The 24,651-nt window shown below is 38.7% G+C and carries 24 protein-coding genes and 1 pseudogene; 3 read left to right on the top strand and 22 right to left on the bottom strand.

The window, feature by feature from the left end; all coding sequences use genetic code 11:
• Positions 1-32: 32 nt before the first annotated feature.
• The 3 genes from R2B72_RS02600 to R2B72_RS02610 form a co-directional block, all read right to left on the bottom strand.
• Complete coding sequence (locus tag R2B72_RS02600; protein WP_318614616.1) at positions 33-1,091, bottom strand: TRAP transporter substrate-binding protein; 1,059 nt, start codon at positions 1,089-1,091, stop codon at positions 33-35.
• Between the two features lie 50 nt (positions 1,092-1,141).
• Positions 1,142-1,864, bottom strand: a complete 723-nt coding sequence (locus tag R2B72_RS02605; protein ID WP_318614617.1) for a GntR family transcriptional regulator — start codon at positions 1,862-1,864, stop codon at positions 1,142-1,144.
• Between the two features lie 288 nt (positions 1,865-2,152).
• Positions 2,153-2,740 carry a LysE family transporter gene (locus R2B72_RS02610; RefSeq protein WP_318614618.1) on the bottom strand — a complete coding sequence of 196 codons (588 nt, stop codon included), beginning with the start codon at positions 2,738-2,740 and terminating at the stop codon, positions 2,153-2,155.
• 114 nt (positions 2,741-2,854) lie between these two features.
• Here R2B72_RS02610 and R2B72_RS02615 point away from each other — a divergent pair, with 114 nt between their 5' ends.
• The gene (locus R2B72_RS02615; protein WP_318614620.1) at positions 2,855-3,409 is read left to right on the top strand and encodes an XRE family transcriptional regulator; all 555 of its coding nucleotides are present in this window, start codon (positions 2,855-2,857) and stop codon (positions 3,407-3,409) included.
• Between the two features lie 18 nt (positions 3,410-3,427).
• Here R2B72_RS02615 and R2B72_RS02620 read toward each other — a convergent pair whose 3' ends face one another.
• The 7 genes and pseudogenes from R2B72_RS02620 to R2B72_RS02650 all read right to left on the bottom strand — a co-directional run bounded on the left by R2B72_RS02620 (position 3,428) and on the right by R2B72_RS02650 (position 9,252).
• Positions 3,428-4,264 carry an aminoglycoside adenylyltransferase domain-containing protein gene (locus R2B72_RS02620; RefSeq protein ID WP_318614621.1) on the bottom strand — a complete coding sequence of 279 codons (837 nt, stop codon included), beginning with the start codon at positions 4,262-4,264 and terminating at the stop codon, positions 3,428-3,430.
• 68 nt (positions 4,265-4,332) lie between these two features.
• Positions 4,333-4,866 carry a GrpB family protein gene (locus R2B72_RS02625; protein ID WP_318614622.1) on the bottom strand — a complete coding sequence of 178 codons (534 nt, stop codon included), beginning with the start codon at positions 4,864-4,866 and terminating at the stop codon, positions 4,333-4,335.
• 161 nt (positions 4,867-5,027) lie between these two features.
• Positions 5,028-5,269, bottom strand: a pseudogene (locus R2B72_RS18605) (YqhV family protein); the annotation flags it as partial.
• A 216-nt stretch (positions 5,270-5,485) separates the two neighbouring features.
• Complete coding sequence (locus R2B72_RS02635; RefSeq protein ID WP_318614624.1) at positions 5,486-5,836, bottom strand: helix-turn-helix domain-containing protein; 351 nt, start codon at positions 5,834-5,836, stop codon at positions 5,486-5,488.
• 151 nt (positions 5,837-5,987) lie between these two features.
• Positions 5,988-6,329, bottom strand: coding sequence for a zinc ribbon domain-containing protein YjdM (locus R2B72_RS02640; protein ID WP_318614625.1), 342 nt, complete (start codon positions 6,327-6,329; stop codon positions 5,988-5,990).
• Between the two features lie 71 nt (positions 6,330-6,400).
• On the bottom strand, positions 6,401-7,687 hold the full coding sequence (locus R2B72_RS02645) for an MFS transporter (protein WP_318614627.1): 1,287 nt from the start codon (positions 7,685-7,687) through the stop codon (positions 6,401-6,403).
• A gap of 110 nt (positions 7,688-7,797) precedes the next feature.
• Entirely contained in the window at positions 7,798-9,252 is a 1,455-nt protein-coding gene (locus R2B72_RS02650; protein ID WP_318614629.1) for an Msr family ABC-F type ribosomal protection protein, read from the bottom strand.
• Between the two features lie 431 nt (positions 9,253-9,683).
• Here R2B72_RS02650 and R2B72_RS02655 point away from each other — a divergent pair, with 431 nt between their 5' ends.
• Positions 9,684-9,956 carry a DUF2277 domain-containing protein gene (locus R2B72_RS02655; RefSeq protein ID WP_318614631.1) on the top strand — a complete coding sequence of 91 codons (273 nt, stop codon included), beginning with the start codon at positions 9,684-9,686 and terminating at the stop codon, positions 9,954-9,956.
• 131 nt (positions 9,957-10,087) lie between these two features.
• A complete protein-coding gene (locus R2B72_RS02660) occupies positions 10,088-11,644 on the top strand; it encodes an ABC-F family ATP-binding cassette domain-containing protein (protein WP_318614632.1) in 1,557 nt (518 codons plus the stop codon).
• Between the two features lie 95 nt (positions 11,645-11,739).
• Here R2B72_RS02660 and R2B72_RS02665 read toward each other — a convergent pair whose 3' ends face one another.
• From R2B72_RS02665 to R2B72_RS02720, 12 genes are all read right to left on the bottom strand, one after another.
• On the bottom strand, positions 11,740-12,477 hold the full coding sequence (locus tag R2B72_RS02665; RefSeq protein ID WP_318614633.1) for a hypothetical protein: 738 nt from the start codon (positions 12,475-12,477) through the stop codon (positions 11,740-11,742).
• 96 nt (positions 12,478-12,573) lie between these two features.
• Positions 12,574-13,110: a GNAT family N-acetyltransferase gene (locus R2B72_RS02670; RefSeq protein WP_318614680.1), complete on the bottom strand. Its 537-nt coding sequence runs from the start codon at positions 13,108-13,110 to the stop codon at positions 12,574-12,576.
• Between the two features lie 38 nt (positions 13,111-13,148).
• A complete protein-coding gene (locus R2B72_RS02675; RefSeq protein ID WP_318614634.1) occupies positions 13,149-13,805 on the bottom strand; it encodes an HAD-IA family hydrolase in 657 nt (218 codons plus the stop codon).
• A gap of 775 nt (positions 13,806-14,580) precedes the next feature.
• Positions 14,581-15,354, bottom strand: a complete 774-nt coding sequence (locus R2B72_RS02680; protein ID WP_318614635.1) for a Cof-type HAD-IIB family hydrolase — start codon at positions 15,352-15,354, stop codon at positions 14,581-14,583.
• A 222-nt stretch (positions 15,355-15,576) separates the two neighbouring features.
• Complete coding sequence (locus tag R2B72_RS02685) at positions 15,577-16,422, bottom strand: NERD domain-containing protein (RefSeq protein WP_318614636.1); 846 nt, start codon at positions 16,420-16,422, stop codon at positions 15,577-15,579.
• Between the two features lie 62 nt (positions 16,423-16,484).
• Positions 16,485-16,910 carry a GNAT family N-acetyltransferase gene (locus R2B72_RS02690; RefSeq protein ID WP_318614637.1) on the bottom strand — a complete coding sequence of 142 codons (426 nt, stop codon included), beginning with the start codon at positions 16,908-16,910 and terminating at the stop codon, positions 16,485-16,487.
• Positions 16,911-17,080: 170 nt separating this feature from the next.
• The gene (locus R2B72_RS02695) at positions 17,081-17,590 is read right to left on the bottom strand and encodes an NUDIX hydrolase (RefSeq protein WP_318614639.1); all 510 of its coding nucleotides are present in this window, start codon (positions 17,588-17,590) and stop codon (positions 17,081-17,083) included.
• A 205-nt stretch (positions 17,591-17,795) separates the two neighbouring features.
• Entirely contained in the window at positions 17,796-19,076 is a 1,281-nt protein-coding gene (locus R2B72_RS02700) for a HAMP domain-containing sensor histidine kinase (protein WP_318614642.1), read from the bottom strand.
• Complete coding sequence (locus tag R2B72_RS02705) at positions 19,063-19,743, bottom strand: response regulator transcription factor (RefSeq protein WP_318614643.1); 681 nt, start codon at positions 19,741-19,743, stop codon at positions 19,063-19,065. The genes R2B72_RS02700 and R2B72_RS02705 overlap by 14 nt, the downstream gene beginning before the upstream one ends.
• A gap of 38 nt (positions 19,744-19,781) precedes the next feature.
• Positions 19,782-20,558, bottom strand: a complete 777-nt coding sequence (locus tag R2B72_RS02710) for an ABC transporter ATP-binding protein (protein WP_318614645.1) — start codon at positions 20,556-20,558, stop codon at positions 19,782-19,784.
• Positions 20,559-20,584: 26 nt separating this feature from the next.
• The gene (locus R2B72_RS02715; protein WP_318614646.1) at positions 20,585-22,939 is read right to left on the bottom strand and encodes an ABC transporter permease; all 2,355 of its coding nucleotides are present in this window, start codon (positions 22,937-22,939) and stop codon (positions 20,585-20,587) included.
• A 182-nt stretch (positions 22,940-23,121) separates the two neighbouring features.
• On the bottom strand, positions 23,122-24,621 hold the full coding sequence (locus R2B72_RS02720) for an amidase (RefSeq protein WP_318614648.1): 1,500 nt from the start codon (positions 24,619-24,621) through the stop codon (positions 23,122-23,124).
• Positions 24,622-24,651 lie beyond the last annotated feature (30 nt).

Below are 24,651 nucleotides of genomic sequence, written 5' to 3' on the forward strand. Positions count from 1 at the left end.
CGTCAGTCACCTCCCGTTACAAGATGTTTTTCTTAATTGAAAATGTCTTCTCTCGTTTTGCCAAGTGTTTCAAGAATAAGGTCAACATAGTTCGGTTCAGCTTGACCTTCTCTTACAAATTGATCCCATACCGGTTCTACTGCCTGTTTCCATACTTGCAATTCCTCAGGCGTTGGTTCAAAAATTTCAATGCCATAGTCTTTAAATTGTTGTCTAGCCTCGTCCTCACGTTCATTTGCACGTACTCTTTGCCACTGCATCGCCTCTTCTCCAGCTTCCAAAATCAATGCTTGATTTTCCGCCGATAGTGCTTCAAATTTAGCCTTATTCATCACGACAACATCGGAACTATAGTTATAATTGACTTCAGTTGCGTATTTCAACACTTCCTGATGTTTCGTATCCCATAAGAGCGAGTAACTATTTCCTTCGCCGTCTACTGTGCCTTGTTGTAAGCCTGTAAATACTTCTGACCAGGCCATTGGTGTAGGATTTGCACCATAGGAATTAAAATCTGCCTGTTCTATTTTTGAGTTTGTAGTTCTTATTTTCATCCCCTTTAAATCTTCTGGTTTTTCGATAGGTTTTATATTATTTACGATTTGACGAAATCCATAATCCGGAAAGAAAATGACAATGAAACCCGATTTCTTCATTTCTTGCCGAATAATATCTCCCGGTTCCCCATCAAGCGCTATATACACTTCATCTTTATTTTCGAAAATGTATGGAAGATCCCATGCTGTAAAGTATTTGGTGAAACCCGCCATATTGGGAGTGGAAGAACTAGCGATTTCTATACTTCCTCTTTGTGCGCTTTCAATTACTTCTCGGTCATCCCCAATAAGCCCATCATGAAACGTATCAATCATTATTTTTCCGTTCGATTTTTCTTTCACAAGCTCTGCAAATTTGTCGATACCTTGTGAAACAGGATGGTTAGCAGATTTCGACTGCGCTACACGAAGAGTAATAACTTCACCTTCAATAGAACCGGTAGTTTTACTTAACGTAGTATTCCCCATCAGAATCATGCTGAAAAAAGTCCCGATTACTAAGGCTGAAATAATCCAATGCTTTGAATTTTTCATACGCTCCTCCTATCAACCGAATGATAACGCTTACATTTTATTTAACAGATTCACTTGATTTTCCTTTTTGTTTTAATCCCAAATACATACATATCAGGACGGTAAAAACCCTTATAATATTCAACTGGTTTTTCGAATTCATCGTAAATAATTCTTTCAACACTGAGTACACTAGTATTCGGTGGTATATTTAGCAAATTTGCTAAACGGTCATCAACTATTTCAGTGCTAATGAATTGTTCAGCTTCAATCAAATTAATGCCAAGTTCATTCTCTAGTAATTCAAAGATAGTTGCTTTATCCAGATCATATTTTGCTAAACTTAAGCCAAGATCAACTGAGTAATAATGCTGTTCGATTGCCACTGGTTTTCCATCTGCAAAACGAAGTCGTTCAATTGTGTAAATATCCCCTTCGAATAAATCAAGTGAAGAATCTTTTTCGGCTAATTTTTCTGACTTTAATAACTTGCTTCCTGGTTCCATTCCCATATTCTTTACTGTCTCAGTAAAACTGTTTAGTGTGGTTAGCCATTCCTGAATAGGTGGTTTCACCGTAATGAAAGTTCCTTTTCCATGTACTTTTTTTAAAGTCCCTTTGTTTACCAGTCTTAAAACAGCTTCTCTAATTGTTGTTCTACTCACTACAAACTGATCCATTAATTCTCGCTCACTTGGTATTTTATCTTTATAAACCCCCTCCTTTATTTTCAACTCAAGTATTTTACTAATCTGTATATGAAGTGGTATATGCAACTCATTATTAATCATCATTAATCACCCTTCTCATATGGTCCAGACATCCGTACCAGTATAAAATCAAAAACTAACTTGTTGTATTTTTCTGAAATATCTTATTTCCATCATTAAATCAAATAAAGTTGAGCAAGTCAAGCATTTTTTTTACTCCGCATCATCAGCATACAAGATAAGCTGTTAGTCTGTGTTCAAAATTACAAGTAGAGCATATTAGACAGTGATTAATCAGATAATAGGCAAGGTTTTGTAGAAACTTGAGAAGTGTTAATGTTAATGTGATTCTATGCCCCGCCAAAAAAATTATCACATAAAAATCGATACTGCACTATAGACCAATAACAACGCCATCACAACATTAAATTGCTGTCTATATTTTGATAAAAACTTTTGAAAGACTGAGCCAAAGAGACTCCAGCTACCCGTGCTCAAAATACCGACAAAACCTAAAAATAACGATAGCAGTAGTAAGCTACTATGTGAGCTATGGTACGGAAGGATGAACGTCCCAACGACTGTAATGCAATATAAAACACCCTTTGGATTGACAAATTGTAGTAGCATCCCAGCCAAGAAACTATTATATTTGCCTCTATCATTACCATTACCATTACCATTAGTCGTACTTGTAATAATTTTATAAGCCAGATATAGCATATAACCTGCGCCTAAAATCATCATCGGCAATTCTATTTTTGGGATGACATTATGAAGTAGAAGATTAAAATAGCTTGATAAAATCATGATGACAAAGAAACCCGCACCTACACCTAGACAGAAGCGAATTGTCTTCTTAAATCCATACTGATTTGCAAATAGCATCGCCATAATATTGTTCGGACCTGGTGTAAAACTCATGACAAACACATATACCAAAAATGAGACCACTGGCATGATAGACCTTCCCCTTCTCCTATATGTTATACTGTCTAAAACAGACGATATAACGTTTTCTTTTTATTGTACAATTCAGACGTTATATTGTACAGAAGGAATTGAGGTGTCTAAATGCAAGAAATTCATCTTGTTATAGCAAAAAATTTAAAAACGCTTAGAGAAAGTAAAAAGTTAAGCCTTGAAAAGGTAGCCGAACTAACAGGAGTCAGCAAAACGATGATTGGTCAAATCGAACGTGGCGAATCAGCTCCGACCATTACAACCATCTGGAAAATAGCCAATGGCTTGAAAATTTCTTTTACGTCACTCATCAATCATCCGCAGCCAGAGACAATTGTTGTGTCCAAAAGTGATATTCAAGTTTTATCCGAAGACAATGGAAAATATCGTGTTTATCCTCATTTTCCATTCGAAGATGACAAACGCTTTGAGATCTATTCAGTCGAAATCAATCCAGGTGGATTTCTAAGTGCGGATGCGCATATGGAAGGGACTGAGGAGTTGTTAACGATTTTTGACGGCGAGCTAACGGTTCGTGTTAATGATGAAGAATATATGGTAAGAAGTGGTGATTCCATCCGTTTCAAGGCTGACAGGCCACATAGTTATGAAAATTCGGGATGCGTCGTGACGCGATTGAGTATGGTGTTGTATTATCCGAATTAAAAAAGGGCCATCCCAAAGTCACTGACTGTTGGGATGGCCTATTTTATTAAAAGAAAGATGTCTGTTACAGTAATCAATCATATACTTCGAAAATTTCAAAGCTTTGTCCATTCGTTCCCTATCAGAAGAAAATCTGTTTCTCACCGCACCTTTCCGAATATCTATCGCTTCCTGTATAATCGGATGCCATTCCTCTGGCATATGCAGAAATGCATACTCACCAGCACCCAGTTTTGAAATGATGCCATGTTCCTTTAACGTATAATATTGGCGTAACAGCCCCAGAATCGACCATTCGATTTCAACATCAATTTCCTCGGTCGTAAATTGAAGCATGTTCTTCATCGCATGTTCGATCTTTTCAATCCGCCCTGCCCAGTACCTGTTCATATTTCCCACTACATACTCAACCAGATGCTGTGGGTCGATTTCAACATTGAGCGCAGTTGGTTGTGGTCCAATAATGCTAATCCCATGTTTTTTCAAAATCCACCATGTAATCGCGTTAAAATGAGCTCCATAACTCAATTGACCCCCATTATAAAAAGGATAATCCGTATCGTCAGGTGCCAATTTACCAATATCCGCCCACATCAAATAGACTCCATCCATCTCCGGCTTTGAATAAGTACTTTCTATCGCCCTATGAATTTCTGCTAATATCTCGCACTCTCCCTCCGACAAGCGTCGATTTATTATGGCAATAAAATCAATATCACTTGAATCCTCCACATAAGCATCCAATGCAATCGAGCCTTGCAAATAGAAACCTTCAAGCGTATTTGGCAAACGAACATGGAACAAGGTAAGATATTCATCTAAAATATTATTAACATAAGCTGGTAAGCCCCGCATTAATTTCTCCCCCACTACTTCTGGTGTTTTACATAAACTATATCTCCAAATCGTAAAAGTAAAGGTAGTCAATGATTCATCTTCAATACTTTTAATATAAAGTTCTCTTTATAATGCGTATAATCGTCCATATCCCCAGATTCATTCAGTATAAAACTCATTTTTAATTCTTCATATTCTCGCCTTAACGTTTCAGATGAATTAAGTTTATCTCGGAATAAAATCAGATTGTTCCACTTGTCTCCTTTGTAATTTACTAAATGAATAATATGTGTTTTGATGTCAAATGTCTCATCATTATCGAATCTAGCTATCACGATTTCGTTTTCCAGCACTACACGGAGACGATAAAAACTAATCTCTTGCAAGCTTTTAATAATGCCAGCAGGAACATTATTTATATCTGCTATTCCAACAGCAAAGTCAATCATCGGTTTTGCTTTCATACCAATGATGGATGTACTGCCTATATGCTCAATACAATCGATATCTATACCAGTCACCTTATGGATTTCTTTTTGCGTTTTTTGAAATTCAGCGATCCAACCTTCTTGTGGTTCCACTAATTTAATTTCTCCTCTTTTTAATCCTAAAATCACCATATCAAATCCTTCAAATGAACAATATATATGTTATTATTACTGAAAATTGGGCTTTTAAATAGACTTATATTCAAGAAATGTCTGTGTTATACTATATAAAGGAAAAAGTGAGATAAATCGTTAACAGACAACTGTTTCTTTGTAACTCCTACTAGCCCCCATTTAGCTTGCAGACTGAAAAGAATCAGTACAATTCCTGCAAACAGACAAATCATTCGAGTCGCTGAAATTTTTTCCGCAAAGCCAAACAATGCAATGCCTTTCGTAACAATTAGCACAACAGGACCCACTAACGCGGGTAGCGTATTAATATATAAGGTTTTTCAAAATCGTTAAATTTATACATCAGCATCGCAGCGGTTATATCGACACTACCTGAAAAAATCCGTAATATAATTATCATTGATAGTGCTTATTCAATCAAATAGCTCCTTCCCTCCGATATTCCTCTATGACCACTACCTTTTGTATATCTAAGACTCATCGTATTGCAGTATATGAAGGCTTTTCTACTTTTATCATAAAACAACATCAAATAGGACTGTTCCATACGCCAAAGTTTCTTCGACGTATGGAACAGTCCTTCACCTAAAATATACCCCACCCTTACGCACATAAATCAATAAGCAATATCAATTTCCATTTCTCGTAACCATCGATCTACCGCTTCTTTTGGATAGTAGACTGTATCATCTATCCTCAAATAAGGAAGTATACTAGTCGTTATACCATCACCAACTGATGCAGGTCCCAATTTTTCAACATCTGCTTCGCTCAAACCTAAATAGCTAGCTAACTCCGTTATTGTAAATATTTGTGCTTGTATGGTTTCTTTTGTCGGTGTAGTCGTAATCACTATTTCTTTACCACTTACTGCATTTTCCCTTAATCCTTCTGCTATCAGCCAACTCCCTAACACAATAGCCAATGCTAAACTAAAAATAGATAATGCGATTACATTGCTTTTCATACTACTTCCTCCCCAAGTCCCCAATTTTAGTATAGCAAATAAATGGATATCATTAGTATACTAACAGATTTCTATATCGATTATGAAAAATAAAAATAGCCTGCGTCAAAGTTGGTACATTCTACTTTGACGCAGGCCATTACTTTTTCATTTACAGCTTCTTAACAAACTCCGTCTTCAATTGCATCGCGCCAAAACCATCGATTTTACAATCAATATCATGATCGCCATCCACCAAACGGATGCTCTTCACTTTTGTACCTGCTTTGACAACGTTTGAGCTACCTTTTACTTTAAGATCCTTAATAACCGTGACAGAATCACCATCGTTTAAAATATTGCCATTGGCATCTTTGTAGACCTTTTTCTCTTCTACTTCTTCTGTTGCTGATTCTAACGTCCACTCATGCGCACATTCCGGGCACACAAAAAGGCTGCCATCCTCGTATGTATATTCTGAATTACACTTTGGGCAATTTGGTAAATTTGACATAATTTCAATTCCTCCATTCATTCGTGTACATTATACCATAAAAGACATGCCATTTCATGAAACACACTAGCTTAGCCACGCTTCTGCTTCACATGGACCCATATCATAAGAGGTATTAATAATAAGGCTAAATACGTGCCGACAAATCCTAAGATTGCATAGCTTGAATAGGCAACGATGAGCCCCGATAATAAGCCACCCGCCGTCCCCGCTAATGCCACCCATACATCAACGGTTCCTTGTGTTTTTGCACGTGTTTTCATATCCGTCGAATCAATAATAATAGCCGTCCCGCTAATTAAACCAAAGTTCCAGCCAAGCCCAAGTAATATAAGTGCAAAGGCCAACCAAAACAGAGAGCCTCCCGGTGCTAAAGCTGCAACGACACCTGCTGAAGCCAATGTAACGCCCGAAGCGATGACCATAAACGTACGACCGATTTTATCGACCAATATGCCTGTCACTAGAGATGGCAAATACATGGCGGCAATATGGAAACCGATGACGAGACCAACTGCACTTAACTGCGCGCCATGATTTTGCATTTGAACAGGTGTCATCGTCATAATTCCGACCATCACAGCATGTGAGAGAATAAGAACGAATGCCCCAACGACAACACCGACACGATTCACCTTACTTTGAAACACTTGATGTCCATCGTTCACCTTGTCCTGCCTTTGTTTGTCTATCTCTGTAGCGATTGCTCTTGCCACTAAAAATGGATCAGGACGTAAGTATATTAAAAAGACTAAACCTGCAATAAGATAAGCAGCTGCCGCTAAAATAAATGGACCCGCTAAAGCTGTTATGCCAAGTGTCAACGCGAATTTCCCCATCGGTGTAACCAAATTCGGTCCAGCCACCGCTCCCAAAGTCGTGGAAACCATCGCGATACTAATCGCTGTTGCCCGTTGTTTCTCACTTGCTAAATCAGTTCCAGCATACCGTGCTTGTAAATTCGTCGAAGTACCAGCACCATACACAAATAACGCTAAAAATAATAACAAGACATTGTTGATTGTCGCTGCAAACACAACCGCAATGGCCCCTATCCCCCCGGCTATAAACCCAAAAGAAAGCCCGTATCGACGACCAAAGCGCTGTGATATCCGCCCCACTATAAAGGCGGCTAACGCCGAACCAAGTGTAAATAAGGCAGTCGGCAGTCCTGCATAACTCGCACTCCCTAACATGTCCTTCGCAAGGAGCGCGCCGACTGTAATCCCAGCAGCGAGCCCTGCCCCTCCGAAAATTTGCGACATGATGACCACAATGAGTGAGCGCTTATACAACTTTTGTTGAGCTTCAGTTGAATGGAGATAATGCTCTATTTCGGTGGGATTTTGTTGCTTCATTCCTGATTCACACTCCTTTAGCTTTAATGAGCTACTTGTTTCATATTACCAGACAAGCGAAGAAATCCCAATTACAATAAAGCCGTCGAGGTTGTCTCGACGGCTTGCTATCATACTTGATTCAATTTCCCTGCATGAATATGATACTGCAAGTCAGCCACATGATTGATGAATGTTTGATCATGGGAAACAAATACAATCGTCCCTACATATGCAGCCATAAATTTCTCCAATGCTTCAAGTGCATGGATGTCTAGAAAATTAGTCGGCTCATCCAACAATAAAATGTTATAGTTTCCCAAGAATAGCTGACATAGCTGTAAGCGGATCGCTTCCCCACCACTTAATGACTTCACACTTTTTTGGGTATCTGTACCGACGAATTGCATGGCATGTAACACGCTTCGTAACAATCCTTCATCATAATCTGAACGGTTTCTCACGAATTGCAACACTGTTTCAGCCGTTGTAAACTGATAGCTCATTTGATGGAAATAACCAATTTTTGCTTTCGGTGAAATGGTTAATCCTGCACCGCCATTTGCAATATGCTGAAGCAATGTACTTTTACCGACACCATTTGCCCCCGTAATGGCGATTTTTTTGCCGAGTGGCAGTTGAAAACTCACTTCATCTAACAGCACTTTACCTTCAATTTGTAGAGTTAGCTGGTCTGCCATGATAGGAAACTTGTTGTACAATTCCAATGCTGTCGATTGGCGGAAGACAATTGGCCTTTCCTCTTGTACTGCTTCGACTTCCTGCAGCTTTTCCATTCGCTGTTCAATCGCTTTTGCTGCACGATGTACCGCTTTTTGACTCGTGCCTTTTGATTTCGTTTCAATCATACGATTGGCCAGTGCTTTCGATTCTTTTTTTGACATTTTTCCCGCTTGAGCGATTTTTTCAGCTTTCTTCATTTTTTCTTGTGCTGCTTGCTCAAGGCGACTTTTTTCCTTTACGAATTGTTCATGAGCATGACGCTGTTGTTCACGCTCTAGTTGCTTCTGTGCCAGGTAGTCGCTGTAATTTCCTGTGTAAACATGCACTTCACCATCACTTACTTCCCAAATCGTTGTGACAAGTGCATCTAAAACAGCCCGATCATGACTAATTAACACAAGTGCGCCGTAGTAATATCTTAGTTCATCAAGTAAAAACGAAATGCCCTCTTGGTCCAAGTGAGTTGTAGGCTCATCAATTAATAATGACTCATAATAATGCGTAAACAATTGTGCAAGCTTCAGCCTTGTTTGCTCGCCGCCACTTAACTGCCCGGACTCTTGCGGAACGGCTAACCTTTCGAGTAATGCTACATCCGCTTCCGCAACAGTCGGCGGTTCCAGTTGCTCAAAATAACCGCACTCTACATGACGCTTCACTTTTCCACTAGTTGGTTGGATACTGTCCGCAAGTACTTTTAATAATGTACTTTTCCCCGCACCATTTTTTCCAACAATGCCGATACGGTCAAATTGATGGACAGCTAATTGTTCAATCTTTACAATCACTTTATCTAAATAAGTCATTTCAACATTTTCTAACTCAAAACAGATTTGTTCCATATTCGCTACCTCCGAAATTTGTGATTTCGTATCGATAGCTAGGATCGATACGAGCTTCTAGTTCAAGCTCGTATCAATAGAACAATAACATCCCCATATAATATCCCTCCAATTAAAAAAGTACGCAGATTGCTTGCTCTGCGTAGTTACATAACGGCATAGATATCCCGTAGAGCACAAACCTTCTACAACATATCCCAACCTAGTACGCATAGCAAATAACCTCTCCAAAGAGTGGTTTACTCAAAAATATATGCGTATGGATCAGTATAGTTGTAAAAATGCCATGTCTATCGCTCCTTTTCAATCTATCGTCATTTTAGCTTGTTTCCCTTGATGTGTCAATTATGCCACTATTCAAAATAAGTGTTCTGTCAGATTAGGTCAATAAATATGCTACAATCGAGAAAATAACAAAAGAGGTGAATGCTATGTGCCGTAATATTAAAACCTTATTCAACTTTGAACCTCCGGCCACCGATGATGAAATCTATGCCGCTTCCCTACAATATGTACGTAAAATCACTGGCTTCAACAAAGTATCGAAGGCAAACGAGGACGCTTTTAATCAGACTGTAGAGCAAGTGGCAATTGCTACGCGGCATCTACTCAAGACAGCCATCACTAATGCAGAGCCCCGCAATCGAGAAATTGAAGCGGAACGCGCTCGGGCTCGTTCTGCCAAAAGATTTAGTGTGGAATAGGATTACTTTGCGTACAAAAGAAACAATTCCTATCCTCGACTGCAAAATACCTATATAATATAAAAAGATTCAACGTGTCCTGGTTATAGGGCAGCCAGAACTATTTTAATGAAGGAAAAGGTGTTTATTAGATGAGTTTATTGACAGTAGAAAATTTAAGCCATGGCTTTGGAGATCGCGCGATTTTTGAGGACGTCTCTTTCCGATTATTACAAGGGGAGCATATCGGGCTAATTGGTGCTAATGGTGAAGGTAAATCGACGTTCATGAATATTATTACGCGCAAGCTAGAGCCTGATGCAGGAACAGTAAACTGGTCGAAACGCGTGCGGGTTGGTTATTTGGATCAGCATGTTGTGTTAAAACAGGGATTGACAATCCGTGATGTGTTGCGGACTGCTTTTCAATACCTTTATGACCGAGAGACAGAAATGAACGCACTCTTTGAAAAGATGGCGGAAGTAGAGCCAGATGAGCTAGAGGCACTCCTTGAAGAAACTGGCCAAATTCAAGAAGAATTATCACATAATGATTTTTACATTATTGATTCAAAAGTTGAAGAAGTAGCGAACGGACTTGGGTTGAACGAATTCGGTCTAGATCGGGACGTTCATGATTTAAGTGGTGGACAGCGTACAAAAGTATTACTCGCCAAGTTATTGCTAGAGAAACCGGATATTCTTCTACTAGATGAGCCGACAAACTATTTAGATGTCGAGCACATCAACTGGCTACGTAATTATTTACAGAACTACGAGAATGCATTTATTTTAATATCACATGATATTCCATTCTTGAATAGCGTCATTCAATTGATTTATCATATGGAAAATCAAGAAATCACTCGCTACGTCGGGGATTATGAAGAATTTGTACGCGTACATGAGATGAAAAAGCAGCAGGTTGAGGCTGCTTTCAAGAAGCAACAGAAGGAAATCGCTAATCTTAAGGATTTCGTAGCACGTAATAAAGCAAATGCAGCGACGAGCCGAATGGCTATGTCTCGTCAAAAGAAGCTAGACAAAATGGACGTCATTGAATTAGATGCTGAAAAGCCGAAGCCACAATTCAACTTTAAACTTGCACGGACGCCGGGCAGGTATTTATTCCAAACAAAAGATCTCGTCATCGGCTATGACGAACCGTTGTCAAGAGAGCTAGAATTGACGATGGAACGCGGACAAAAAATTGCCTTGTCGGGTGCCAATGGTATTGGTAAAACAACACTGCTTAAAAGTATTCTTGGAGAAATCCCTGCACTTTCCGGCTCCGTTGAACTTGGCGAGCATTTGGAAATCGGCTATTTCGAACAGGAAACGAAATCGGATAACAACAATACATGTTTAGAAGAAGTGTGGGAAGAGTTCCCGCATTTCACGCAATACGAAGTACGTGCTGCGTTGGCTCGATGCGGTTTGACAACGAAGCATATCGAAAGCAAAGTAAAAGTGTTAAGTGGTGGAGAACGTGCGAAAGTACGTTTATGTAAACTAATCAATAGCGAAACGAATCTACTTGTCCTCGATGAGCCCACGAATCACTTGGATAAAGATGCAAAAGATGAATTGAAACGCGCTTTACAGGAATACAAAGGCAGCGTCCTACTCATTTCACACGAACCTGATTTTTATGAAGGCCTTGTGACAGGTGTTTGGAACGGTGAAAATTGGACGACTAAAATGTTTTAATCCACTACGAAAAACCATCCGAAAGTTTTTTCACTCGGGTGGTTTTTTTGTATTATTGCGATGAAGATCCACTCTACATAAAGTCAAACAACACCTTATTTGTTTGGCATAAAGTCGATTGTTTTTGCCTGATACATATTATCTTTGAACATGTAAGTAATTTGAATACTCCCTATATAGCCAGTTGGAGAAATGATTCCGCCAACTTTTGCAATAAGCTGATTGTCTTTTATTTCAAAGTTAATAATATTACCAAAGTATATATCGGTAAATAAGACTTCAGGTTGAATTCCTAACGATTTTATATCTATTGTATAATTTTTGTCACCAATACTAATAGTAGCTTTATCGGATGACATCTTAGTCTTTACATTTTTCAACACGATTGCAATCGGATCATCTACAAGCATCTCAACGGGCACTTCAAAAAACATCTTACCCAATTGTTGATTTTGTATATGGAAAACATGAACTTCTCGTTCTACTATCCCAGTACCAGTACCTCTAGTTAAAATGATGATTAACTCTTGCTTGCCATCTCCATTGATGTCCGCATTGATAATTTCGGGAAGCCATGTAGGACTTGTTGTATTAATCCAGAATGGCCTTGACATCATAACACCTTTAAAATCAATTTTAAAATCAGTATATACATCATTCACATTCATTTTTGTAGCATAAAGGATAATATCCCCTTTTTCCGACTTCGCAATTTCATCATATGCAGTCGGTATTGCTTCATCATTTGTTACAGCAAATCCGACCTTAAACAAATCAAATTGAAAAAGGAAGATAATCATGCCGATTAAGAAGATCAAATACATTTTTCTCATTACTGAACCTCCTAAACGATAATTCTGTTTAGGATTTCCACAACCGAAAAAAAAATACATAACGTTTAGATTTTACTCTCAATAAAACCTCCGCTGTTAGAACATACAATCGAAATCTTCTTTTATGATGGAGTACATATATAAATCATCGAATGTACCACGTGCAAATTCATAATGTCTTAGCAAACCTTCTTTTAAAAAGCCTTGCTTCTCTACCAATCTTTGCGATGGAACATTCGACGGTTCAATTAAAGCCTCTATTCTTTCTAACTGCAGGTGATGATAGCCATACTTCACAACAGCTTCTAATGCTTTGCTAGCTATCCCTTGTCCCCAGTACTCTTTGCTAATTTCATACCCAACTTCTGCGCGATAATGTTTGGGAATCCTATTCAAAAAGCCACAACTTCCAATCATCTTGCCAGAATCTTTTAAAGTGATTCCCCATCTAATTCCTGTGCCTACTTCGTATATGGATGAATACCAGCTAATTTCATCCCATACGTCTTTTACTGTTTCGAAAGGATCTAGCCCCATAGGTTTCACAACATCTTGATCAGACAGATAGTCAAACATATCAACAGCATCATCCGTTGTGACTTGTCTTAAAATTAGTCTTCCGGTTTCAATTATAGGAAAATTTTTTTCATTGACTTACTCCCTTTCTAACCTCATCCCCTAAAATGAAAATCTTTCAACTGGTCAACACTATTAACAATATGCGTGGGATTAGCATATCTCAATTCTTCGAACGAACCATATCCGTAAGTGACGCCAATCGAGTCAATCCCTGTATTACTGGCTCCAATAATATCGTGCTTCCTATCCCCTATCATAATAAATTTATCTAGCGTATGATGCTTATATGCATCTACTATGTATTGAATAATTTCGGTTTTCGCGGTTCTCGTTCCATGAAGGTTACTGCCAACAACTAGATCGAAATACTGTTCAATGTTAAAATGCTTTAGGATTTTCTCAGCAAACACAGTTGGCTTCGAAGTTGCAACAACCAATGTAAATTGAAGCTCTTTTAGTGATTTTAAAAGTAAGGAAATACTTGAATATAAGTCATTTTCGAATAGCCCCTTGTCCTTAAACCTTTCCCTATAGAAATCAATTGCTTTTTTTGTTATCTCCTCATCAAAATTGTAATACTCCGCAAATGAATCTTGTAGTGGTGGGCCGATAAAACAGTCCAATTTATCAAGATCAGGCTCATCAATTCCTAGTTTGGCTAACGCATATTGAACAGATTTTGTAATACCTATTTTGGGATCCGAAAGTGTCCCATCTAAATCAAATAAAATGATGCTATAGTTATTCATAGTAAGCCACCACTCCTTTTTTGTAATTAATTCCAACTTCATTTTATCATATTCTTCCGAAAAGCTTACCTTATTTCTACCACTCCAGTATAATGTTAAAATAAACTGTTATTAAACTATCAGGAAAAAGAATTTCAGAATGAGATAGTTAATGTTGCTAAGGAGGCAATACTTTGAATAGATTTCACAAACTAATAGGGGTTTTATTTTTCATAATAAACGTCTGTCTTATATTGACTTCTACTATAATCTCTTATATTGTTGTTTCGATCAGCAGGCTCGACGAGAGTAAAGGGTATATGATAACCGAAGCTGAGGAAATCAATTTTTTTTTGGAATCAGTATTCTAATGTTATTGATACAATTTGTTTTCTTACGTTTTGTTTTAAGTTATTTGAAAAAAAAGCTATTCAAAAAGTCTTCACTCATACTGAACTTAGTAGCACATTTCCTCCTATTTTTGTGGTTTGTCTTTAGTGTGTATCAATTCACAATAAATGGGGATTAAGCTGAAGGCAGCTGTAATTGTGCGCAATGTTTATAATTTAATTTGGGGATGATCACATTTCTCATGTGGAATTTTATAAATAAATGGGATTAGTAAGAGAGCGATAGATATTTTGCCTGTATCTGGTCCAATCCCAATCATATCTCCTAAACAATAGATGTGTTCAATGTCCCGCCTTTAAGGCAGAAGCATTACCGTGAATGTCAGCAATCACTCCTATTTTCATAACAAAATGATCCTACCAGAGGGATACATATTGGAAATCACTTATAATAGCCCTATCTCTTTCAAAGCAAACTCAATTCCCTCTTCACTCGATTTTTTCGTTACAAAATCAGCTGCCGATTGTACTCTTTCATTTCCATTCCCCATTGCTACTCCCAAACCGACAAACTCTAACATGTCAATATCATTCTCTCCATCTCCAAATGCAATTGCTTCTGATTTATCAATATCGAAGTATTCCAGTACTTTTCGAATAGCTACCGATTTTGATACTTCTTCTTGCAATACATTCAACACAAAAGGATGCCATCTCAAAAATGTTAAATGAGGAAAGTGAGAGCTGTATTTCTTCACCATTTGATCTGATGCATACAAGCACATCAAATAGACATCCTGACGATAAATTAATTCATCTATTGTAGGATACTCTTGTAGAAATAATGTTTCCTCCAAGGCCTTCAAAATTTGAGGATTCTTTACCCCATTCATATAGAATTCTTCAGTGTAGAAGGATAAGCCATGATTCTCAGCTTTAGCAAATTCAAATACATCCTGAACATTCCGTTGATCCATCGCCATTTTATGAATTACCTGTGACTCGTGCTTTGCATAACCTCCATTCGCTGTAATAAACGTCTCGATTCCTAACTCTTTAATATCTTGACACATTGATAACGGCCGACCTGTTGCCGCCACGACCTTCAATCCTTTATCTTTTAATGCCTGAATAGCGTCTTTGGTTTTTGTTGAAATACTACCGTCCTGATGATTCGTTATCGTTCCATCGACATCAAAAAATGCAATTTTATAACTCACAAAAACACCCCTTTTGACAATACTAGCCAATGGAGTGAAGCAACGCAACTTATTTATCAATAGCTTGAAAGCACTTCTACAATCTGAGCGTTCTGTACCTATTTTATGATTATGCAAGCAAACCACGTTCCTTCATGAATATAATACTGCATGTCCGCCTCTTTATTTTTGATTACTAAATCAGCGGAAGGCTGGTCACTTCCATAAAATCACGCCTAGATTCTAAGAAACTTCCCTTGTAAATCTACACTTCGGAAAGCTACTACACCCATAAAAATCTCCATACTTTCCTGTTTTCAAAGACAACTCGCTTTTGCACTTTGGACAAGTATTCCGCTGAATGCTTTCTTTCTCTTTCCGCACCTTTTCTTTGCGATTCGTCTGGATTGTTTGAACATGTTGCTTCCTAATTATCTTCTTTACTTTCTTATCTTCAATCAAGATTCCTTCGAGCTTTCGGTTAATTTCTCGCAACTCAAAATCACTTATTCTATATATATTCCATTCTTTAATTACCTGAATTAATTGCGGAAACTGAATGACTCTTGCAGATTTAAAACGATCTTCAAACTTTAAAGTAGATTGACTAGAAAATGCAATAATGGACTGAAAATATGCAGAGTCCTCATTCCCAATATAGTTTTTTAATGCTTGGACATGACCATAGTTCTGCCAAATCGGATTAAACATTTTTTCTTTTCGTTTATAAATAACCTGAGTCCAGTATCTTTGATCTTCTTTACCAAATATCCAACCTTGAAAATGCTTAGTTTCAATGACAAAGATTCCATAAGGCGAGGTAACCACATGATCCACCTGTGCTGTTCCCCTATCGCCATTTGGTACATATAGATCATGGTATATTGAATAATTCGGTCCTAATGCACTCAATATACGATTTACTCGCCATTCTGCTACCGCTCCTTTTATCATCGGAAACTTAAGTTTTAGTATGATAATCCCAGTCAGTACTGACAAAGTAAACAGAACAGGCGTCCAGATAAATAGGATCGGCAAGAAAACGATAGCGATTACAGTGATTAACATCCACTTTGATATAGTAGTCATCCATTCCCTACTCTCGTCCTTTAATGTTTAAGAATAAAAGCATCGTAACACAAGTGCCGAAATTATCTCTCTACCCAAAACCTCCGAACTACAGTTCCGTCTTCTTCCTTGAAACTCTTATCTTCAACTCCGCCGTTCTTTATTATCGTTTTGGCAGATCCGATATTGTCATCATTACAAGTTACCAGTACGCGCTGGATTCCCAATTCATCGCATTTCCTCAATGCCTCAGCTAGAATTCGTGTCGCATGTCCTTTTCTTCGTTCTGCCGGCCTCACACTATACCCGATATGCCCGCCGACATTAAATAAATAATCCATCAGATTATGCCGTATATCGACCATTGCGAGGACCCGATCATTTTCGTCCACCAAGAAATAGTTCGTGCTTGGCACCGTTTTTTGGTCACCATTATCTCGGATCTGCCGTGCTTCTAAATAAGCATCGTAGTTCTCGTAGCCAGCTAGATTGAAACTGCTAGGAGTCATACGGGGCTCCCCCCACTCTTTAATGTAGTCTTCATGCTCGTTTTTCCATTCAACGGACGGTCTCACCATTCGCATATCCATTCCCCATTTCTGCATTAATTGAAAAGCACTAGATTACAGAACAATTCCAAGTCATTCGATAACCTTTTTTGACGCAGAATATAGGCTTGTTACCCTACATATTCCTTCAATTCTTTCAAAACGAACGTTTCACGTTTTAACCAACTATTGTTCTCGAATCGTGTGATCAGACTTTCGTTTTGTTTAATCGCATCTTCTATACCAACCCATTGGGGAGTAAATTTAAAAATAGACTCATATTCATCCAATTCTTGAGAAATCGTTTCAACGTTAGTTAATTCACACGGATAGTAGTGCGAAGTCATTTCGAATACATGTCCATTCACAAACTCGTCCATTTTCCGTTCAATTACAACACCCATTAAGCCTTTGACGATACAATTTATGTAACCAGTTTCCTCTCTTACTTCCCTCACTAGTGCTTCGGAGTAGCTTTCATTCTCTTCCACTCCACCTCCTGGAAATTTATAGTCCCCCCTATCTGAACGGGCTAGTAGAATTTTATTGTTAGTGCAAATAATAGCCCTAACAGCTTCTCTCTGCATGATGCCAGTATGGTTTTTGATTATCGGCGACTCCAATACCTTCTTAAACTTCATAATTTTCACCTCATTTCTTTCTGACAGGAACCTGTCCTTTAGCGGAATACCGATTTGTTAATCATTCAAAATATTCTTATAAAACTAGTTTATCATAAGGCGCATCCATTGAGAACAGGTAGCTTCCAACAATTATCATGAAAAGCACCACCGCTTTACAAATTTCCACAAAGCAAAAAACCTCCCCGCGATGAGGAGGTTACCATCAGAATCTAACAACCAACACAACAGCAAAAGCATGCTCTTTTACTTCCGCAAAAATGTCGCCCCCCATTTTCTTGAGTAGCTGCTTGCCTATATAGAGTCCTAATCCGTTACCCGGTTTGTTGCCTACATTTGAGCCCCGCCAAAAACTTGAGAACATATGGGGCAGCTCATTTTGCGAAATGGATGCGCCAGAATTCTCTATTCGGATTAATTGTCGATAGTCTTCTTCATAGAACGATACGCGAATCGTATTCCCGTCACCGTATTTAATCGCATTTTCAATAATATTATCCACTACCTCTACAAGTCTATCCGGGTCCCCTATTAAAAGCTTGTCTCGAACGGGCGCTATTTCAAATTTGATTTTAAGCAGCGCAAGTTTTTCTTTATTACTATACATTACCTTTTCAATCCACTCGCTTAGATAAAATTCTGTCTCTTGAATTTCAAAATCGCTTATCGAAGATGCAGATGTGCTAATAATATCGACAATCAAATTTTCAATCTGTTCAGCTTTTTCCTCAATGAGCTTGGCGCATTCCTTACGCTTCTTGTCACTTTCATACAGGTCGTCATATAATGCCACCGAATATAATTTAATAGCAGAAACCGGTGTTTTGAGTTCATGTGAAAGGGATGCAATCAGCGTTTGTCTATCCTTTTCCAGCCGTAAATTGGTTTGCTTTTGTGCATTCAATGTCTCTCTAAGCAAATTAAGTCCCCAAATAAACTTACCAAAAAACCTGCTTTTACTCTCATTTATACCTTGATGTAGATGTCCCTTTGATAATTCAAGTGGCATGTTCTCAATGACATGAAATGGCTTAATAATTTCCCTTTTCACATACAACAGCATCCCGACAATAGAAGTTAAAGCTACTAGTAGAATGACGGCTACCGTAATGATGACCGGTGTAATTGTGTTCGGAACAATATAGGTAAGCCGCAAATACCCTGCTAATTGCTGTCCGTCATAGATGGGTTTAATCATAAAACCTGCTCCACTTCTAACTCCCGCACCATTAAAAAATTGTTCAATTTGTAGTGGCTCCGCATTTCCCTCCATCCAATCAAGACCCTGAACATAGTTAGCTTGATCAATCTCAATGTCAGTTAGCAACACACCGTTATTTAGCTGGTTGGCTATGCGATTCGCTTCAATCACATAGCCCTTGTTCTCCTCAATACTTCCGTTATAAGAAGCTGCAAAGGAAAAGGCGATTACAACCGTAATCCCAATGATAATAACCCATATAATCAGACGATTAAACTGCTTCATACTTGTATCCAACACCCCAAACGGTTACAATACATCTTGGTTCTTTCGGATTATTCTCAATTTTTTCGCGAAGTTTACTTATATGGACGGTAAGAGTCGAAAGCTCACTAAAGCTATCAATCCCCCATACCGCCTCAAACAACCACTCTTTGCGGAGGGCTTTCCCCTTATTCATCATCAGAATCACCAATAACTCATACTCCTTAGATGTCATCACAATCAACTCATCTTTAAGATACACCTTCATTGAGGCTCTATCGATTGTCAATGCACCCTCAGAAAGCAATTGTTTGTTGTCAAACATATGATAGCTACGACGAAGATGAGATTTTACTTTAGCAATTAACAAGTTGACCGAGAAGGGTTTTTCCAAATAATCATCGGCACCGAGATCTAGACCAATAATCTTATTATTATCCCCATGTCTGGCACTCATAATAATGATCGGGAGATTATGCCTTTCTCTTATTATCCTGCAAACCGCAAATCCATCAAGCTCTGGAAGCATAATGTCTAGCAACAATAGCTTCACCGGATTCTCTGCCAGATATTGAAGCCCTTCTTCTCCACTGGACGCAACAAATACGGAGTATCCCTCATCCAACAAGAAATCTGAAAGAATCGCAGCAAGCTCCAAGTTATCTTCAATGATTAGAATATCTACCACATGCTCACATCCCTATACCTCTCTACATAACACTATTCCTACCAGCCCATCTCCATTAACCAACTGCTCAATTTTCTTTCTCGTTCCCTAACATTCCATTCATCACCAGATGTAGCCATTTTTAATTCACCCTGGATATTACCATCTACCATATAGAATACCTTATCCGTTTGTGCAGCTACCTTCACATCATGAGTAACAAGCATAATCGTTGTACCATCCTCATTAATTTTACAAAGCTCTGCCATGACCTCTTTGGCCGCCTTAGAATTCAATGCCCCTGTAGGCTCATCAGCAAAGAGCATTTTCGGTTTATTAATCAGCGCACGACAAATACATGCCCTTTGTAATTGTCCACCTGAAACCTCGGTGATATCATGGTTCGCTAATTCGACAATATCAAGCCTCTTCATAAGCTGATCTGCATGAGTATTCACATCACTACGACTGCGTTTACTCTCATTACTCTTCAAAGCTTGATAGCCCGATAGAATAATATTATCATAAATAGACAGATTTTTAAGCATATGCATTTGTTGAAAGATAAACCCCATCTTATGGAGTCTAACCTCAGCCATCTGTTTCTCTGAAAGCTGTGCAAGACTTATTCCATCAAATAGGACTTCTCCAGCTGTTAGGCGATCCATACCACTTACCGTATACAGTAATGTAGATTTCCCTGAACCGGACGGCCCCATGATTGAAACAAATTCCCCCTCATGCAGAGTGAAGTTAATATTTCTCAACACATTAATTTGTTGTTTGTTCACGATGTAAGTTTTGCATAAATTCTCAACCGTTAATACTGCGCTCATGACTAAATTCCTCCCGCTCATTTTGATTATTCCTCATTCATATTCCACACATGTATTTTTTTGATTTGTCCACAACTAGAGTAAACCGCTAATAAGACAACCGTTACGATTAACAGTGGACACCATACATACACCTGTAAAGCTACAATATCCATGTCGAACTTCGTTAAACCGAATAATCTGAACAACATGCCTACTAGTTTTTCTCCAAATACATTCGCAAAAAATACCCCCAAAATGATGGAAGAAACAAGCAGTATGAGTATACGTAAACTCTGCCATAGTTTGATTTGCCCATTCGTAAAACCTAGACTTTTCATAATTGCAATCCCATGTACTTCTTTGGTTATTAACAACCTCACAAAAAGACTTGTAATAAAGAATAAAATGAGACTCATAGTCGCAATAATTAAGCCATTAATCATCTTCAGTTGACCCATAAAGCCCCCAGTCAAATCACCCATCATGTCCATAGCGCTTTTAATCTTTAGATGGCCAAACTGTTCTTTCATATTTTCAATAATCTGCGGTTTTTCTTTAGTAGAAGCATTTATGTTTCCCATAAATTGATAGCCCGCTAACTGGAAAGGCTGATAAGCATCTGATAATCGAACCATATATCCTTCGTTGGTAATCGTTTGAAAAATACCGGAAATAAGAAAGGTTTGTATCTTCCCATCGATTTCAAAAACAACTGTATCCCCGATGTGTTTGTTATATGCCTCAGCCATCATGCCTGTAATCGCAATTTCGTTCTCAAGCTTCGGAGACACTCCATCTAAATAGTCATTCTGAGCTATCTTGGACACGTTTTTCATACCAATAATACGTCGAGCACCCTCGCCATTTTCGAGAATATATTTGGTGTTAAAATAATAATCAACCGATAAAGAGACGTCGAAATTTTTGTCACGAAATTCTTGCTCTAAAGACTCCATGTCGGTTAAAACATTAGACATTTCGCCTTCGGTTGTCCATGTTGTTGGATAAAAATCAGCCTGCGTGGTTCCAAAATAATTAATAAAACCTGGTGCTAGAATTGTGTTCGCTAAATTGATGGGAATCAGAATAATCACCGTGCTTAATACAAACGTAAGAATTAATGTCGTGTATCCTTTCATCTGGTTGAGCACATCACTAATTGCCAAGAACATGGTAGTATGAAGAAATTTACTTTTATGGAGAGACATTTTTCTGGAAGCCTTAAAACGCTCCCCATTATGTCCCTGCCTAATTGCGTCAATCGGAGAAGCCTTATTAATTTTGCGCATACATAGGGCACAAAATAATAATGTCACAGCTACAATACCAAATATGCTGAAAACTGCTATAACTATGCTAGTGCTACCAACAGGCACAATGACATATTCCGACACCCTCAGTGACATGATTATCGTTAGAGGCAGGCTTATTCCCAATCCGATTGCACCACCAGCGACAGATAATCCAAAATACTTCGTAAGATACAATCCTCTTATACCAGCATTCGTAAAGCCAATTGCTTTCATAACACCGATTTCCCTATAATCGTCCTGTATCGTAGAAATAATCGTAAATCGTAAGGTCAAAAAAGCAATAAAGATCAAAAATAAGCTAACGATAAATAATAAAGCTGACATAATACGATCCGTCATATATGACAGTTCCACAAGCGCTTTGTCAATATCAAAAATACTCAGGATATCCGACTTTGAAAATTCTGTTGTAATATCCGTTTGACTTTCTTCTGGGTTTTTAACAAAACTCCATAACTTAATCCATGTTTCCTCGGGCACGCTTTGCTTTATTTCATCAAAATCATGCTGCGAGATTAGAAGTCTTTTTATACCTAGTAGATCAGACCCCAGAAACGCATCTTTAAAAAATCCTTTCACAATAAACGTTTTTGACAATCCTTCAACATTAATTGTGAGCTGATCCCCGAGTTGAATCCCCGTCGTATTCTTAATGTTTATCGGCAATGCTATTTCTCCGTCTTGCAATGTAAAATTTTTATCGTTCTGGCCAAAAACGAGATTTACATCCTGAGGAAGGCTGGCTAGAAAAATACTAGTATTGCTTGAAAACTCCTTACTTCCAGTTGGAACAGTGATAGTATTTGAAGACACTCCGATTTGGAACGCTGAATAATATGCATCAATGGATGGCATATCATTTGCCCACTCTTCAATCATTTTGTCATTCTCCGGTGTGTTGCTAATCATAATATTGAGATCCGCAACCTGACTTTTACTTATAAAACTGTTCACCGCCGTTGTCGTCGAGTACATTAGATTGGTGCTACTTGCAACTAGTGTAGATGCCAATGCAATCAGCACAAACAACACGACATTCATTGCCTTTTTTCGCTTCAAGTCCTTTTTTAATATTTTCAGAAACATGGTAGAACCCCTTTCTCTTTACGCTCTAACCACATTTTAAAACATAAGTTATTAAATAATCCTAAAGTCCGAAAAAGTATATTGGAATAAAAAAAAAGAAAAACCACCCCCAAAAAAGGGATGGCGCGTTATTATTAGTCTAGCTTCAGAACTTTTCATCAAACAATAGCATCTTACATTATTCACTCAAACAGTGGATTTCCTTTCATCCCAACCCATAGATCGGTTTGTTCAAGTTGAGCCGCAAGCTGTAAAAGTAGTCTTTCTTCACCTTTCCCTGCCATCACTTGAACACCTATCGGCAAACCCTCCTTCGTTAAATGCACAGGCATGGAAATCGCAGGTTGCCCCGTTAAATTGGCAAGTTGGGTAAACGGCGTATATGTTAAGCTCGGTAAAAACATATCATAAATGATTGCTTGTTGTTGCTCACTCCCTGATGCTTCGTCCATTTTGAACCGCAGTTGTTCCTGCTCTGCTTTTGAATGGGTTAACTCTCCAATTTTAGGCGCCGCAAATGCTGTTGCCGGTGTTATGTATAAATCATAGCTTTCATGTACAATCGCCATCTGTGCTGCAGCTGTATCCCATGATGCAAGACTTGCTGAATATTTTGCTGCTGATACTGATTTCCCCGCTTCATTTAATAACCACGTTTCAATTTCAACATCATTCGCTGTGAGTGCCCTGCCAACTGCTTGTTCCAATTGTTCAACGACAGCAGCCATTTCTCCGCTATTCATTAGGAAATAGTCCCGCATTAACTGAATACCATCAACCTGATTGTCCAGCTCCTCAACGATATGCCCTTCTGATTCTAACCAGCGAACAACTTTTTTCACCGCCGCCTGAGCCTCTTCCGAAACTGGTGTAGCTACTGGTGATTTTGTTGTAAACGCAATCTTTAATTGACGGGCAATCGGTTGACAGATCGCATCTACCGAGCTCCCTTCTAGCAAGGGTGTCTGAAACGCCGCCGCCTGTTGGACGACTTGGAGTTGATCGAGCATTGCAGCACTATCCCGTACACTTCGACTCAACACAAAGTCAATCGATGCCCCTTGCCACTGACGACCAACACCTGGACCAACCGGCGTCCGCCCCCGCGTTGGCTTCAGCCCTACCAAACTCGAAAATGAAGCTGGAATCCGAATCGATCCACCGCCATCACTCGCACCCGCAAGCGGAACAATCCCTGAAGCAATCGCAGCCGCTGATCCACCACTCGATCCACCTGAAGAATAATCCGGATTCCACGGATTGCGCGTCGCTCCATATAATTCAGGTTCCGTGATATTTTTCAAGCCAAATTCAGGCGTGTTTGTATGACCAATAAATAAAAATCCTGCCTCACGAAGCTTCTTTACAAAATGCGAATCCTGACCGGCTACCGTCGTCGATAATAACTTAGAGCCTGAAGTTATCGCCTCACCTTGCAATGCTTGTGAAATGTTTTTCAATAAAATCGGTACACCCGCAAATGGATGATTACCAACTTCGACTCGCTTCAATTCATCCAACACACGTTCTCTTCGCATATGCGTAACGGCGTTCAGCGCAGGATTCACTTTTTCCAATTGACCAAAACTTAACTCAACCAACTCACTTGGCTTCACTTCTTTTTTTCGAATCAACTCCGACAAATCAGTCGCGTCTAAGCGTAAATAAGTATCAATATTCATGTTCCCACTCCCATTGTTATATTTTTGAAA

Origin of the sequence: Sporosarcina sp. YIM B06819 (assembly GCF_033485175.1) — a bacterium.
Taxonomy (GTDB): domain Bacteria; phylum Bacillota; class Bacilli; order Bacillales_A; family Planococcaceae; genus Sporosarcina.

What these genes read in the sequence shown, in the direction of transcription:
- R2B72_RS02600 (WP_318614616.1), bottom strand. Translation starts at nt 1,091, where the DNA reads ATGAAAAATTCAAAGCATTGGATTATTTCAGCCTTAGTAATCGGGACT.
- R2B72_RS02605 (WP_318614617.1), bottom strand. Translation starts at nt 1,864, where the DNA reads ATGATGATTAATAATGAGTTGCATATACCACTTCATATACAGATTAGT.
- R2B72_RS02610 (WP_318614618.1), bottom strand. Translation starts at nt 2,740, where the DNA reads ATGCCAGTGGTCTCATTTTTGGTATATGTGTTTGTCATGAGTTTTACA.
- R2B72_RS02615 (WP_318614620.1), top strand. Translation starts at nt 2,855, where the DNA reads ATGCAAGAAATTCATCTTGTTATAGCAAAAAATTTAAAAACGCTTAGA.
- R2B72_RS02620 (WP_318614621.1), bottom strand. Translation starts at nt 4,264, where the DNA reads ATGCGGGGCTTACCAGCTTATGTTAATAATATTTTAGATGAATATCTT.
- R2B72_RS02625 (WP_318614622.1), bottom strand. Translation starts at nt 4,866, where the DNA reads ATGGTGATTTTAGGATTAAAAAGAGGAGAAATTAAATTAGTGGAACCA.
- R2B72_RS02635 (WP_318614624.1), bottom strand. Translation starts at nt 5,836, where the DNA reads ATGAAAAGCAATGTAATCGCATTATCTATTTTTAGTTTAGCATTGGCT.
- R2B72_RS02640 (WP_318614625.1), bottom strand. Translation starts at nt 6,329, where the DNA reads ATGTCAAATTTACCAAATTGCCCAAAGTGTAATTCAGAATATACATAC.
- R2B72_RS02645 (WP_318614627.1), bottom strand. Translation starts at nt 7,687, where the DNA reads ATGAAGCAACAAAATCCCACCGAAATAGAGCATTATCTCCATTCAACT.
- R2B72_RS02650 (WP_318614629.1), bottom strand. Translation starts at nt 9,252, where the DNA reads ATGGAACAAATCTGTTTTGAGTTAGAAAATGTTGAAATGACTTATTTA.
- R2B72_RS02655 (WP_318614631.1), top strand. Translation starts at nt 9,684, where the DNA reads ATGTGCCGTAATATTAAAACCTTATTCAACTTTGAACCTCCGGCCACC.
- R2B72_RS02660 (WP_318614632.1), top strand. Translation starts at nt 10,088, where the DNA reads ATGAGTTTATTGACAGTAGAAAATTTAAGCCATGGCTTTGGAGATCGC.
- R2B72_RS02665 (WP_318614633.1), bottom strand. Translation starts at nt 12,477, where the DNA reads ATGAGAAAAATGTATTTGATCTTCTTAATCGGCATGATTATCTTCCTT.
- R2B72_RS02675 (WP_318614634.1), bottom strand. Translation starts at nt 13,805, where the DNA reads ATGAATAACTATAGCATCATTTTATTTGATTTAGATGGGACACTTTCG.
- R2B72_RS02685 (WP_318614636.1), bottom strand. Translation starts at nt 16,422, where the DNA reads ATGACTACTATATCAAAGTGGATGTTAATCACTGTAATCGCTATCGTT.
- R2B72_RS02690 (WP_318614637.1), bottom strand. Translation starts at nt 16,910, where the DNA reads ATGACTCCTAGCAGTTTCAATCTAGCTGGCTACGAGAACTACGATGCT.
- R2B72_RS02695 (WP_318614639.1), bottom strand. Translation starts at nt 17,590, where the DNA reads ATGAAGTTTAAGAAGGTATTGGAGTCGCCGATAATCAAAAACCATACT.
- R2B72_RS02700 (WP_318614642.1), bottom strand. Translation starts at nt 19,076, where the DNA reads ATGAAGCAGTTTAATCGTCTGATTATATGGGTTATTATCATTGGGATT.
- R2B72_RS02710 (WP_318614645.1), bottom strand. Translation starts at nt 20,558, where the DNA reads ATGAGCGCAGTATTAACGGTTGAGAATTTATGCAAAACTTACATCGTG.
- R2B72_RS02715 (WP_318614646.1), bottom strand. Translation starts at nt 22,939, where the DNA reads ATGTTTCTGAAAATATTAAAAAAGGACTTGAAGCGAAAAAAGGCAATG.
- R2B72_RS02720 (WP_318614648.1), bottom strand. Translation starts at nt 24,621, where the DNA reads ATGAATATTGATACTTATTTACGCTTAGACGCGACTGATTTGTCGGAG.